Raw genomic sequence first — 13,917 nt, forward strand, 5'->3', positions numbered from 1 at the left:
TCCCGCTTTCTAAAAAAAATAGACTTATCTCAGGTATATTGTACCCGAAATAAGTCTATTTTGTTAGATTAAACTTCTGCTTTTAAATCAGAAATTCTTTCCTTAGTTGCTGTTAATTTAATTTGGTAATCTGCTAATTTTTCTTTTTCTTTTGTAACTACTGCCTCAGGTGCACTAGCAACAAACTTTTCATTGCCTAATTTTTTAGTTCCACGCACAACTTCAACATCAAGTTTTTTAACTTCTTTTTCCAAACGAACAATTTCGTCATTCAAATCAATTAGTTCAGCAAGTGGCATATAAATCTCTGCTCCCGTAATTACAGACGTCATTGCTAGCTTAGGAGCAACAACATTTGAACTGATTTGAAGTTCCTTAGGATGACAGAATCGTTGAATAAATTCTTGATTGTCTTCAAAAATAATCTTTGTTTTTTCATCAGTTGTTTTAATCAATAAATCAACTGCACTGGACATAGGTGCATTTACTTCTGCACGATTATTTCTAACAGCACGAATTAATTCAATTAAATTGTTCATATCAATAACTGATTGTTCATCTTCAAATTCTGGATGAACCACTGGGTAATCTGCAACAACAATTGATTCCCCTTCATGAGGCATTGTTAACCAAAGTTCTTCAGTTACAAATGGAATAATTGGATGAAGCAATTTCAATGTTTGATCTAAAACATAAGCCAAAATTTGTTGTGTATTTTGCTTAACTGTCAGATCTTCACCATTAAGATTTTCTTTACTCATTTCAATATACCAATCACAGAAGTCATTCCAGATGAAATTGTATAGAGCACGACCAGCTTCACCAAATTCAAAGACATCAAATAAGCGTGTAACTTCAGAAACAGTTGTATTTAATCGGCTTAATATCCATTTGTCAGCAAGCTGCCATTCTGATTTAGCTGGTAATTCAATTTTATCCACACCATCTAAATTCATAATAACAAATCGACTAGCATTCCAAATTTTATTAATAAAGTTCCAAGAAGCATCCATTTTAGTGTAACTAAAACGAACATCTTGTCCTGGTGCAGATCCATTAGATAGGAACCAACGAAGTGCATCTGCTCCATACTTTTGAATAACGTCCATTGGATCAATCCCATTACCAAGTGATTTACTCATTTTACGGCCATTCTCATCACGAATTAATCCATGAATCAAAACGTGTTCAAATGGACGTTCATCTGTAAATTCTAAGCTTTGGAAAATCATTCGTGATACCCAGAAGAAGATAATATCATATCCTGTGACAAGCGTATTAGTTGGGAAATAACGTTTAAAATCAGGTGCATCAGTATTTGGCCAACCCATTGTTGAAAATGGCCATAAAGCACTTGAAAACCACGTATCTAAGACATCATTATCTTGTTCCCAATTTTCGATATCAGTTGGTGCAACCTCACCAACGTACATTTCGCCAGTTTCTTTATGATACCAAGCTGGGATTTGATGTCCCCACCATAATTGACGTGAAATAACCCAATCATGAACATTTTCCATCCACTGTGTAAATGTATTTTCAAATCGTTCTGGGACGAATCCAACTTTGTCATCCCCTTGTTGGAATTTCAAAGCTTCTTCTGCGAGTGGTTTCATTTTAACAAACCATTGTGTTGATAAACGGGCCTCAACTTGAACGCCAGTTCTTTCAGAATGACCAACACTATGTGTAATTGGATCAATCTTAATCATTAAGTCCTCAGCTTCAAGATCTTTAACAATTGCTTTACGTGCTTCAAAACGGTCCATGCCAACATATTTACCAGCATTTTCGTTCATTGTTGCATCTTCATTCATTGTATTAATACGAGGTAAGTCATGGCGATTACCTACTTCAAAGTCATTAGGATCATGAGCAGGTGTTATTTTAACCATCCCTGTCCCAAATGCCATATCAACATAATGATCTGTAATAATAGGAATTTCTTTGTTAACAAGTGGTAGAATGACTTTTTTACCAACAATATCTTTGTAACGATCATCATCAGGGTGAACAGCAACAGCGACATCGCCCATCATCGTTTCTGGACGTGTTGTCGCTATTTCAATAAATCCAGAACCATCAGCGAATGGATATTTAACATGATAAAAAGCACCTTCATCATCTTGATGAATGACTTCAATATCTGATAAAGCGGTTCTTGCTTTAGGATCCCAATTAATAATGTATTCGCCACGATAGATTAATCCTTTATTATATAAATTAACAAAGACTTTTTTTACGGCATCTGACAAGCCGTCATCTAATGTGAAACGTTCACGACTATAATCGAGTGATAATCCCATTTTAGCCCATTGCTTATGAATAACATCAGCGTATTCATCTTTCCAATCCCAAACTTGTTGTACAAATTTCTCACGGCCTAAATCATAACGCGTCACACCTTGTTCAGCTAGTTTAGCTTCAACCTTTGCTTGTGTTGCAATTCCAGCATGGTCCATTCCTGGTAACCAAAGCGTATCAAAGCCTTGCATTCTTTTTTGTCTAATTAAAATATCTTGTAATGTTGTATCCCAAGCATGGCCTAAATGTAATTTACCAGTAACATTAGGCGGTGGAATAACGATTGAATAAGGTTTTGCTTCTGGATTAGCATTAGGTTTAAATAAATCTTTTTTCAACCATTCTTCATAACGGCCAGGTTCAACCTGACTTGGATCATATTTTGTTGATAATTCAACTTCTTTTGTCATGAGTTCTCCTTTTCATCTATCAATTTTATTTTAGGCATAAAAAAACACCGTCATCAAAAAACATTTCTGTTTTAGGACGACAGTGCCGTGGTACCACCTAAATTGGGTTTTAACCCCTCTTAATTACTTTTTAACGAACAATAATGTCCGGTTATTCCTACTTAATTTCAGAATAACGACTCCTGAGCTACCACCATAATGTCTAATTAAAATGTTTCAGCCTAGCATTTTATCTCTGAAATGACTGGTGTTCTCATTCTTTGTCTGTAGTCACATTTTAGCGTTTATTCTGAAAATCGTCAATATTTTATTTTTTTAATTCTTCAAGTAGTTTAGCGTAGTCTGGCTCATTTGAGATTTCCGTAACCAGTTCTTCATAAATAACATGTCCAGTTTCATCTAAAATGAAAACCATTCGAGCCATATGACCAAATTCCGGAACATCTAATCCAGTAACTTTCGCAAAATTCCCCTTATCTGCATGAAGCAATTGTAAATTGTTTACACCCTCAGCGGCACACCAATTTTTTTGATCTTCTTTTGAATCATCAGATACGGTAATAAATTCGATATCTCTAAAATTATCTGCTTCCATATTAAAACGTTTTGTTTCTATACTGCAAACACTTGTCGTAATACTTGGAACAACACTTAATACTAATTTTTTACCTGTACTTTTAGGTAATGTTACAACTTGATCATTTTCATCGTACGCATTAACTGTAGGAAAAACTTCCCCTACTTTTGGTGCTTCCCCAACTGTATCCATTTCACTACCATGACGAGTTACTTTCATAATTGACCACCCTTTCTTTATTTATCTCTATCTTACTCAATTACTGTTTAAGAAGCGACTTATTTGATTGGACAAAAAAAGATTAGACCGATTTGTCTAATCTTTTAAAGTGCTACTATAGTAATTCTGCGAATAATTCACTATTTTCATTTAAATATTCTTCGCCAACACGAATCTTGCTAACCTTGACACCTGCCAATGCACGTTCCATTAAGCCATCGATATCCAAACGAGCTTCAAATTCCCTTGAACGGTCTAAACGAGGCTTTGTTTTAGGTGCTGGTGGGGCAAAAATTGTACAACAATCTTCAAATGGTTTAATTGAAAGTTCAAATGTATCAATTTTTTTAGCAACATCAATAATTTCATTTTTATCCATTGAAACGACTGGTCGAATAATTGGCATTGTTGTAACGTCATTAATTGCAACCATGCTTTCAAGTGTTTGAGAAGCAACTTGGCCTAATGATTCTCCATTAAAGATTGCTAATCCACCACGTAATTCGGCAATTTTTTCAGTTAAACGTAACATGAAACGACGTGTTATGGTCATTAAATATGGTTCTGGTACATCATGTTTAATTTGCTCTTGAATCTCAGTAAAAGGAACTTCAATAAATTGAATCGTTCCAACATAAGGTGTCAATTTAACTGTTAGTTCTTTAGCCTTAGCTAAAGCTTGTTCACTTGTATATGGTGGACTGAAGAAATGAACCATCTCCATTGAAACACCACGTTTCATACCAAGGTACCCTGCAACAGGCGAATCAATTCCACCTGATAACATTAACATCCCTTTACCAGCAGTACCAACGGGTAAACCACCAGCACCCTGACGCGTTTCAGAAGATAAGAAAATCCCATTTGAACGAACTTCAACACGTAAAATAATATCAGGCTGTTTCATTTTAACAGTAATGCCAGGCACGTGATCTAAAATCCAGCCACCTAGTTCGTCATTCAACTCATTAGTATCTAATTCAAAATCATGATCAGAACGACGTGTGTTAACTTTAAATGTTGTCCCTTCAACAAATTGCTCACTAATCATTGCTACAGCTGTTTCTTTAACTAAATCCATATCTTGTTCAACGCGAATTGCAGGTGAAAAATTTTGAATCCCAAAAACCTGTGATAAACGTTGCATAACTAATTCGCTGTCGTCACCGTTTAAATTAATGTGCATCCGATCACGATTTGCTTTAACAACTAAATCATCAAAACCATGTAAACTATTTCGAACGTTTGTTCCTAGGCGATCAATAAAGTTCCTCTTATTTTTTCCTTTTGTTGATAGTTCGCCATAACGAACCATTATCTCTGTATATTGCATGTCGACATCCTCTCATTATTTAGAATTAATTTTTTCAAATTTATGATACAAAATATCAAAAATACGATTAAATTCTTTTGCTTCTTCTAGCGTATTATTTCCATCAAAACTGATTCGAACGGCTGATTTAGCAAGCGGTTCTGGCACATTCATTGCTAATAATGTGCCAGATGCTTGATTTTTCTTTGATGAACAAGCACTTGTAGTTGAAATATATATTCCTTCACTTTCAAATGCATGAACAATTGATTCGCCACGAACACCCTCAATTGCAAAACACAATATATGTGGCGCAAAATTTGATTGTAATTTTGAAAAAGTTGTAATCTTATCAAACTTACTAATATGGTTGAAAACTAATTCTTTAACAGCTTTTTGTTTCATCACCATCTTAGTTTCATCTGTTAATAATAATCGCAATGCTCTTGCCATGCTAGCAATTGCAGGTACATTTTCAGTTCCGCTACGTAAGTTATGTTCTTGTCCACCACCTGTAAGAAGTGGTTCAATGTGACGACCTCTTTTACTGTAAATAAACCCTACTCCACGTGGCGCATGAAATTTATGCCCAGAGAACGTTACAAAATCTACTCTGTCACTCATAAAAGCTTCTTGCACACCTTTACCAATGGCTTGAACAGCATCCACATGAAAATGAACTGTTGGATAATCTTTTAGTACGTCCCCAATTTCAACTAAAGGCTGAATGGTTCCAATTTCATTATTAACTGCCATAACTGAAACTAAAATAGTATCAGATCTCAAAGCAGCCTTTAAATCATCAATACTAATTCGCCCCTCATCATCAACTGGCAAATAGGTAACCTCAAAACCAAGCTGTTCCAGCTGAGCCATTGTATTCATAACAGCAGGATGCTCAACGGTTGTCGTAATTAAGTGCTTACCATGGTTCATTTTTGCCATAGCCGTTCCTTTAATTACCCAATTGTCACCTTCAGTTCCACTTCCAGTAAATAATATTTCATCTTCAAATACATTTAATAAGCTTGCGATCTGTTGGCGTGACTGCTCTAATAAATTATGAGCTATCTCACCTAAGTTATTTAGGCTAGATGGATTACCCCATACTTGGTCACTAACTTTATTATATGTATCTAAAACTTCGGGCGTTATTTTTGTTGTTGCGCTATTATCAAAATAAATCATTAGTTACCTTCTTTTCTGAAAAATACTTTTCTCATTATAATATACTTCGTACCAGATTGACACTTTTTATTCATCCCTGGTGTTTCTTTATAGAATATAAAAGTGGCGACTGAACAAATTAATGCCCTAGTCCCCACTTAATATAGTTACTATTCAATTTCAAAGCTGTCTTCCATATTATCATAATATTGTTTCTCTATTTTTTTATATGAACCAGGCTCTACTTTATCTAATGCAGTCGCAATTGTTTCCAAACTAGCTGCATAATTAAAATCATTATTAAATAATTGCTTTGCCTTTTCAAATGCAATTGCAATCTCTTCATTCGAATTTCTAAATCTATTCGCATATTGTAGTAAACTCTCAGATAACGATGCACTATCAATAAGATCGTGTGTCTTATCTTCTAAACTTTCAAGATCTGCTTCAATATCGATAATTTGTTTTGCAATTTTTTCAATGTTAATTCTTAATTTACCAATTGCTACTTCAACTTCTTCAATTTCATCACTAACAACATAGAAAAAATCTAAGTAATCATTAGGTAGTCCTGGAAGATTAACCTGTTCAACTTGTCTTTTAATTTGATGTAATTCAATATCAAATCTTTGAATTGTTGCGCTGGCCTTTTTTTCATTGCTACGTAAATCCTGAATACTAGCATCAATTTTTTGTTGTTCAGATTCAATTTTTTCTAACAACTTAGAGTTTTGTTCAACTCGCTCAGCCATCTCGCTATAAATTGCTTCACCAGAATCAATAACCGCTTTATCAGTATCATGTTGTGCATCAATGTCCCTAATTTGTTGATTTAATTTTTGCGCGTCTTCTAATTCATTATGACTTAATTCATAATTTTGACCCAATCTATCTAATTCAACTAAAAGCATTTGACTTTGTTTTTCAGCATGATCAATGAATTTACGATAACTTTCTTCTTGCTTTTCTATCTTATCTTTTGCGGCCAACTCTTTTTCCATAACATCATATAAATAATCAATTTGATTAGCCATGTCATTAACTGCAACAATTGTTGACGCTACTTCTAGGTTCTCTAATTTAAGTAATGTTTCGTCAACACGTGTTTGAATTTCGTCTATTTGTTTAGGGATGTCATCCCCCACTGGAAAATTATAATTTTCATCCGTTAATTTCATGTAACCAGATTGTAATTCAGCAAGTTGATCTGGAAATTCGTTCTTCAAACTTTTATATAGTGGTGGAATCTCATCAAGAATCTTTTCTAACGAAGTTGTATCTTCTCTTAACTTACTTAAAACTTTTTCAGCCGTATCATGATCTCCAGCACTCGTTAATGTTGAAAAACGGTCAAAATCATCTTCAAGACCAGTTAGTTTATCCTCAAGTTTATCGATACTAGGTCCATACGAAAAGTTCTTTGATAATAATGTTTTACGTAAATCCTGATATTTTTTTTCAAGTGAATCAACAGCTTGATGATTACTTTCATCACTTTCTTTCAACGACGTTAATGCTTTTTCAATCCCTTTAAGTGTTTTTTCACTTGAAATTAATTTTACTTCTATTTCTGCCGCTAATTGACGGTTAGAAAGAAATTGATATTTCGAGTTTGCTTCATATGCTTCATTAATTTGTGTCGAAATTTTAGGCAATTTTGCATTTTGCACTTCTTTAAAGTCTGATTGTAATGCTGAAAATGTTTTAAGACTTTCACCTGTTAACCCCAAATCCTTCGTTAACTGAAGCTGTTGTTCAACTTCAGAATGAGCAATAACCTTTACTTGATCACGAAATGTTTCGAATTTTTTTTCATTGCGTTTCTGAAGAAAAAACGCTGTTGCATAGATAATAATGGCTACTACTATTATTCCAACAAAAATCTGTGTCATATCCTAATCCCGCCTTTAGCTTACTAAAATTTATATTTACTTTTCACATTCAAATTTTATGCTTCTAATCATTATATCATAGACCTTTAAAGCGTTCACTAGCTTTTATCTATTATTTATAGAAATTAATGTTATTAATTATATACATTCTTTTTATTATGTAAACAAACGTGAAAACAAATTGACATTAGTTTAAAAAGACAGTATGATGAGTCTTGTGTAAAATAATGCAGCGGTGGACGGTAAGCTCGTCAACAGTTTGTTGCCCAATTGTCTTGGTTCAATTAGTACCCTTTCAGCTGCAAAGGTGAACATTGCAAAACAAACTGCACGAATACTAAGTTCACAAAGGATTATTTTACTCCAAAACAAATATTGGAGGAATTTATATATGTCACGTTATACTGGCCCAAGTTGGAAAGTTTCACGTCGATTAGGTCTTTCTTTAACAGGTACTGGTAAAGAATTAGCTCGTCGTCCTTATGCACCCGGTGATCATGGTCAAAACAATCGCCGTAAATTATCAGAATATGGTTTACAATTACGAGAAAAACAAAAACTTCGTATGATGTACGGTTTATCAGAACGTCAATTTGCTAACTTATTTATTAAAGCTGGTACAATTCGCGAAGGTAAACATGGTGTTAACTTCATGATCTTACTTGAAGGTCGTTTAGACAACGTTGTTTATCGTTTAGGTTTGGCTTCTACTCGTCGCCAAGCTCGTCAATTGGTAAACCATGGTCACATTACTGTTGATGGCAACCGCGTTGATATTCCTTCATACGCAGTTGAAATCGGTCAAGTAATCTCATTACGTGAAAAATCAAAGAGTTTACAAATTGTTAAAGACGCAATGGAAGCATTAGTTGGCCGTCCACAATTCGTACAATTTGATGCTGATAAATTAGAGGGTTCATTAACTCGTTTACCAGAACGTGAAGAACTTGAAGCAGATATCGACGAATCACTTATCGTTGAATACTACAACAAATTATAATTTCAAATTAAAAAACATCTCATTCTTAATGAGATGTTTTTTTTGTCCATATTTTATAGATTTCAATTAGTGGCAGTAATGTATTTTTCAAGTCGTTTAGTTGTTTATATTCATTTAAGCTAAAAAACTCATCTTCAATAGCTAAATTCTGTCCAATCAATAGTTCTTTAGTTTGTACACTACTCCACTTTTGACTATCAGTAAGTGTTATTGTGTTTGCTAAAGTACCCGTCTCTTTATTTGTATGATCCACTGACCACACGAAAGTATCTTCTAGTTTCTGAATCATTATTATTGATTCAGAAACGCCCTCTTCATACAAGCTTTTGTCTTTAATATCTGCTAATGCAGATAACCAGATAAATAACCGATCATCCCAATAACCAATTTCAAAATGTGGCATCATTTTATAGCCACGTTTATTCTCGCTAAAAGCCATCCAAGTATCAGGCGGTGGATTTTTTGATCTTCTAGCATGTTTTGCAATGTGCAAATACATTTTAATTCCTAATTGTTCTTCTAAAAAAGGTAGTAGTTCAGCTCCCACCTTTTCGAATTTGGGATCAATAATTGTCTTTATTTTTTTTAATCGTCCGTCTAATGTTTGATCTTTAAAAATTAAAAAATCATCTTTTATAAACATTTCGCTCTCTCCTTTTGTATCAAACATGGTATGCTAAATTCATAACTTACTGAAAGGTGGTCAACTCCATGACTGAAAATAACTTAGATCCACATCTTCAATCTGGCCTTTACGGAACACCTCAACTTCATCCCGATGAACAAAGAAAGTACTTAGGGACATTTAGAGAGCGGGTCAGCCTAGCAATGACTGTTGCTGAGGTAACAGCATCTAAAAATATGGCTGGATTTGAAAAAGAACTACTTGAACATCCCGACTATCATGTTCTACTTAATGGTACAATTGATCAGAATATATTAGCCCCATACATCACCTTAACGCATAAGCATGATGTTAAATTTACATTAACATCAAATAATGATACTCCTGATGGGGTTGAAATTATGGGGCTAGTTGTCGCTTCTGAAAAAAATGCGATTAATGAATCTGTTATTGATATTAATGAAAAATATCCAATTATACAAGTTGAAACGCCAGAAAAGAAAAAATCATTTTTTGAAAATTTATTCGATTAGCATAAAAACTTAAACTAACACTTTTATATTAAGTGTAGTTTAAGTTTTTTATTTGGTTTCTAAAATCTTTACTATTTCATTAGCAATAGGCTGGTTATCTCCAAAATTAGGAAACGAATTTATCGATAAATCAGGAGCCGTTTCAATTGAAAGAACGGTTAAAGCATCCCTATGTCTATAGTCATATGCTATATACAAGTTAGGAATAACCACATCAACTGCCCCCATCGTCATTTTTAAACGTTTTGCATAACCTTCAATTAACGCTATATATGATTCGTCCATTTGATTGCTAACTTCATTTTGATTTGCACCCGAATAAAAATTACTATCATATCTAATGATTGCTTCAGACCCTCTTGAAATAACAGTTGATTCAGTAATACCTTGTGATGCTATTGTTTGATGTTCAACTTCTGACAATTTAAGCGGATACCATGGACCTTGACTAGTACGTTCTACTTGTGCATTTTTTATTGTAATTAACTGTGCCAACGTCTTTCGTCCATCGCCAACTACACTAACTGGTAATCTTTCAACAATACCCTTTACATGGCCACCTACAATCATAAATCGATAGACTGACCCAACAGTAATTTCTTCAATTAAAACTTGTGTATCAATTGATAAGATACGTTTAACGGCTTCTTTATACTCGCTTAACGTCGGAGCCACTCGAAATACATGTGTTGCTTGACTGCTCTTTATGAATCTTGGCTTAATAACTAATGCTTTGTTGACTACATCTGCATAATAGTTCATAGCTTCATCTAAAGTGTGTACATTAATACTACTAGGAACTTTAATATCAAGGTTGCCCAATATTTTTTTAGTTGTTTGCTTGTCATATGCAATTTTGTTTAAAACACTGGTATCTAAATCAGAAATTACCCCATTTTGCAGAAGATGTCCGTTCACCCGTATGACGTCCAAATCACTGTCAACAAGATCAAAATAAGACCCTCTTTTTATCAACGCTGCTAAAATAAGCTGCGTATTTTTCGAGTAACAGTTAAAGCCAATCAATGAACTTAACTGTGACTGATACTTTATCTTATTAGATTTTGCTTGTTCCATTGCAAAATCAGCCAACGATTTATTAATATCTTCATCAACTATCCTTGCACTCAGACTCAATTCAGGTCGTTCAAATTGTAATTTAAATTGAACTAATGTATCCTCTAAATTTTTATCTAGATAAAAATTATCATTAAATAAAATTAATTCGTTCAGCAGTTTTATTGCAGCATTTTTAACAATCGAGGTTGTTTTAGGGTCTTCTATTGCCACCTCATTTTTTAATTGTTTCGCTTTAAATATAATATCATCAACTTCATTTTCTGCCATATCTGGCGTCATTAGAAAGTAAGCCGCTAATAATTGAATAAACTTAATTGTGTCACCTTGAATACCAACACGAGAAAATGGATCAACATCAAATCCACGGAGTTCAATATAATTAACACCAGATGAAATTAATGTATCTTCCTTTTTAGTAGCTGATTTAAATTGTACATCTCCATAATATTCAGAAAATGATAACAATTTACCATTCTGGACCATCTTATTAAGTGACGTAACGTATGAGTTAATTGATCGATAAGAAGCTTGAACTGAACTATCAATATTGGTATAGCCAAATTCACTGTTTCTAACACTTCTAACCGGATGACAAGCATTATAATTAGTACTTTCAACAATTGGTGTTGCTCCAAACAAGTAAGTTGTAAGCCAACTCTTTTCCATAAATTTGCGTCCAATTTTTAAATAGACGTAATTATGAAATTCTATATAAGAATTAAAATAACTATGAAACTCAGAATCAAATAAAATCTGAATTACTTTTTCTGGAAAGCTAAAATTAAGATGTACAGACGTAAAAAGTTGACGTTTTTTTCCATACTTTTCTGCTAATTTATTTCGGTATATAAATCCTAATTCATCTGGATGCGCTATTCTTACTTTAGATTCATCCACTGGTAATTTAGGAATTGAACTCAATGGCCATAACTGTTCATCACTATCCAATTCTTGTGTTGCGACTTGTTGAATGGCATCTAGATAGTTAATAACATTATCAGCCCCCTCAATTGGTGGCGTGATAAATTCCATTTGTGATTCGCCAAAATCTGTTTTTATATAAGGATGTTTAAATCTATCTCCTAATGATTCAGGATGATCAGTTGAACTCAGCACTCCCGTATTCTTCACTCTTTGAGTTTCTCGCTCTAATCCTATCAACGATTTTCTAAGTAGAGGTGCGAGCTTTTCTTCCTGAATTTGTAATCCGATTGCATCTAGTTTCATATCATTGTGCCTCCTCATTTGTCTATTACATTGTACCAAATATTTGAATTAATCCTTCATATTTGCAATCCATTGTGCCAATTAAATTTATGCAATATGCTATACTATTCTTTAGTAATCAACGTGAAAGGAGCCACATATGTTACAACCACTTGCATTCAGAATGCGACCAACTAAAATTGAAGAAGTCGTTGGCCAACAACACCTTGTTGGTCCAGGTAAAATTATCAAACGAATGGTCGAAGCAAAACTGCTTTCATCTATGATTTTATACGGACCACCTGGCACTGGTAAAACGAGTATCGCCAGTGCTATTGCCGGATCAACTCAGTATGCATTTCGTAAATTAAATGCTGCAACTGATTCTAAGAAAGACCTTGAAATCGTAGCTGAAGAAGCAAAAATGAGCGGTACTGTTATTTTACTTTTAGATGAAATCCATCGATTAACGAAACCTAAACAAGACTTCTTATTACCCCACTTAGAAAGTGGCCAAATTATTTTAATCGGTGCAACAACAGAAAATCCTTACATTACCATCAATCCAGCTATTAGAAGTCGAACACAAATCTTTGAAGTTAAACCTTTAGACGAAAATGATATTGAAACTGCACTTGATCGTGCACTAGTAGATAAAAATATTGGTCTCGGAAATCTTAATATTAATTTAGAAGCTAATGCACGGTTACACTTAGCGCGAGCAACCAACGGAGATTTACGTAGTTCTTTGAATGCACTTGAACTAGCTGCTAAGTCAACCCCACCTGATAGTTCAGGTGTCATTACCTTATCACTATCAGTCATAGAAGAGTGTCTACAAAGAAAAGCATTAACCCATGATAAAGATGGCGATGCTCACTATGATGTTATTTCTGCTTTTCAAAAATCAGTAAGAGGTTCCGATGTTAACGCGGCTTTACATTACTTAGGACGTTTAATTCTTGCTGGTGATTTACCTACAATTGCAAGGCGTTTAATCACAATGGCATACGAAGATGTCGGATTAAGTAGCCCTGCAGCATGTGCTAGAACCTTAACTGCTGTACAGGCGGCAGAAAAAATTGGCTTTCCAGAGGCTAAAATACCTCTGTCTAACGCAGTAATTGATCTCTGCCTCTCACCCAAATCAGACTCGGCAAATGTTGCCATAAATAATGCAATTGCTGATATTGAAAAAGGTGGTTTTGGAGATATTCCTGCTCATTTAAAAGATTCACATTACAAAGGTGCTGCAGATTTAGGTCATGGTATTGGTTATAAATTTCCACATAACTATCCAAATGATTGGGTTGCCCAACAATATCTTCCAGATAAATTGAAAGATGCTAATTATTATGAGCCTAAAGCAAACGGGCGTTATGAACAAGGACTTAAAGAACAATATAGTAAATTACATCCATCAAAAAGATGATTTGTTGCCGCTTACATCATAATTGTTGCACCTTTTAAAAGTCTGTGCTATATTAAAGATGAAGTTCTGAAGTGTACGCGTTATCTTATTAGAATGTTGACCGAACAAATAATTATACCTAGGCGTCAACTTGATAGGCTAGCTAATTTCAAGCCTTTTC

At 34.1% G+C, this 13,917-nt stretch carries 10 protein-coding genes and 1 other annotated feature; of the genes, 3 read left to right on the forward strand and 7 right to left on the reverse strand.

Translation table 11 applies throughout. From position 1 onward, the window contains the following. Nucleotides 1-68: 68 nt before the first annotated feature. The 5 genes from AC1RO3_RS05575 to ezrA form a co-directional block, all read right to left on the reverse strand. A complete protein-coding gene (locus AC1RO3_RS05575) occupies nt 69-2,714 on the reverse strand; it encodes a valine--tRNA ligase (protein ID WP_481761668.1) in 2,646 nt (881 codons plus the stop codon). Between the two features lie 69 nt (nt 2,715-2,783). Further along, nucleotides 2,784-2,984 (reverse strand) — a binding site (T-box leader). A gap of 37 nt (nt 2,985-3,021) precedes the next feature. Further along, nucleotides 3,022-3,510 carry a thiol peroxidase gene (gene tpx, locus AC1RO3_RS05580; protein ID WP_481761667.1) on the reverse strand — a complete coding sequence of 163 codons (489 nt, stop codon included), beginning with the start codon at nt 3,508-3,510 and terminating at the stop codon, nt 3,022-3,024. Between the two features lie 115 nt (nt 3,511-3,625). Further along, nucleotides 3,626-4,843: a tRNA uracil 4-sulfurtransferase ThiI gene (thiI, locus tag AC1RO3_RS05585; protein ID WP_409022345.1), complete on the reverse strand. Its 1,218-nt coding sequence runs from the start codon at nt 4,841-4,843 to the stop codon at nt 3,626-3,628. Between the two features lie 15 nt (nt 4,844-4,858). After that, nucleotides 4,859-6,010: a cysteine desulfurase family protein gene (locus tag AC1RO3_RS05590; protein ID WP_481761666.1), complete on the reverse strand. Its 1,152-nt coding sequence runs from the start codon at nt 6,008-6,010 to the stop codon at nt 4,859-4,861. Nucleotides 6,011-6,159: 149 nt separating this feature from the next. Then, complete coding sequence (ezrA, locus tag AC1RO3_RS05595) at nt 6,160-7,881, reverse strand: septation ring formation regulator EzrA (protein ID WP_481761665.1); 1,722 nt, start codon at nt 7,879-7,881, stop codon at nt 6,160-6,162. A gap of 391 nt (nt 7,882-8,272) precedes the next feature. On the opposite strand from ezrA, the gene rpsD reads away from it, so the two are divergent. Next, nucleotides 8,273-8,881 carry a 30S ribosomal protein S4 gene (gene rpsD, locus AC1RO3_RS05600; protein WP_409022342.1) on the forward strand — a complete coding sequence of 203 codons (609 nt, stop codon included), beginning with the start codon at nt 8,273-8,275 and terminating at the stop codon, nt 8,879-8,881. Nucleotides 8,882-8,906: 25 nt separating this feature from the next. On the opposite strand, the gene AC1RO3_RS05605 is transcribed toward rpsD, so the two are convergent. Beyond that, nucleotides 8,907-9,524 carry a DUF1054 family protein gene (locus AC1RO3_RS05605; protein WP_481761664.1) on the reverse strand — a complete coding sequence of 206 codons (618 nt, stop codon included), beginning with the start codon at nt 9,522-9,524 and terminating at the stop codon, nt 8,907-8,909. Nucleotides 9,525-9,592: 68 nt separating this feature from the next. Here AC1RO3_RS05605 and AC1RO3_RS05610 point away from each other — a divergent pair, with 68 nt between their 5' ends. Continuing rightward, a complete protein-coding gene (locus tag AC1RO3_RS05610) occupies nt 9,593-10,039 on the forward strand; it encodes a YueI family protein (RefSeq protein ID WP_481761663.1) in 447 nt (148 codons plus the stop codon). 48 nt (nt 10,040-10,087) lie between these two features. Here AC1RO3_RS05610 and gshAB read toward each other — a convergent pair whose 3' ends face one another. After that, complete coding sequence (gene gshAB, locus AC1RO3_RS05615; protein WP_481761662.1) at nt 10,088-12,346, reverse strand: bifunctional glutamate--cysteine ligase GshA/glutathione synthetase GshB; 2,259 nt, start codon at nt 12,344-12,346, stop codon at nt 10,088-10,090. A 139-nt stretch (nt 12,347-12,485) separates the two neighbouring features. Here gshAB and AC1RO3_RS05620 point away from each other — a divergent pair, with 139 nt between their 5' ends. Continuing rightward, nucleotides 12,486-13,757, forward strand: coding sequence for a replication-associated recombination protein A (locus AC1RO3_RS05620; protein WP_481761661.1), 1,272 nt, complete (start codon nt 12,486-12,488; stop codon nt 13,755-13,757). The last annotated feature ends 160 nt before the right edge of the window (nt 13,758-13,917 follow it).

The organism is Dellaglioa sp. CoH-57-MRSF-19 (assembly GCF_056781975.1).

What these genes read in the sequence shown, in the direction of transcription:
- AC1RO3_RS05575 (WP_481761668.1), bottom strand. Translation starts at nt 2,714, where the DNA reads ATGACAAAAGAAGTTGAATTATCAACAAAATATGATCCAAGTCAGGTT.
- tpx (WP_481761667.1), bottom strand. Translation starts at nt 3,510, where the DNA reads ATGAAAGTAACTCGTCATGGTAGTGAAATGGATACAGTTGGGGAAGCA.
- thiI (WP_409022345.1), bottom strand. Translation starts at nt 4,843, where the DNA reads ATGCAATATACAGAGATAATGGTTCGTTATGGCGAACTATCAACAAAA.
- AC1RO3_RS05590 (WP_481761666.1), bottom strand. Translation starts at nt 6,010, where the DNA reads ATGATTTATTTTGATAATAGCGCAACAACAAAAATAACGCCCGAAGTT.
- ezrA (WP_481761665.1), bottom strand. Translation starts at nt 7,881, where the DNA reads ATGACACAGATTTTTGTTGGAATAATAGTAGTAGCCATTATTATCTAT.
- rpsD (WP_409022342.1), top strand. Translation starts at nt 8,273, where the DNA reads ATGTCACGTTATACTGGCCCAAGTTGGAAAGTTTCACGTCGATTAGGT.
- AC1RO3_RS05605 (WP_481761664.1), bottom strand. Translation starts at nt 9,524, where the DNA reads ATGTTTATAAAAGATGATTTTTTAATTTTTAAAGATCAAACATTAGAC.
- AC1RO3_RS05610 (WP_481761663.1), top strand. Translation starts at nt 9,593, where the DNA reads ATGACTGAAAATAACTTAGATCCACATCTTCAATCTGGCCTTTACGGA.
- gshAB (WP_481761662.1), bottom strand. Translation starts at nt 12,346, where the DNA reads ATGAAACTAGATGCAATCGGATTACAAATTCAGGAAGAAAAGCTCGCA.
- AC1RO3_RS05620 (WP_481761661.1), top strand. Translation starts at nt 12,486, where the DNA reads ATGTTACAACCACTTGCATTCAGAATGCGACCAACTAAAATTGAAGAA.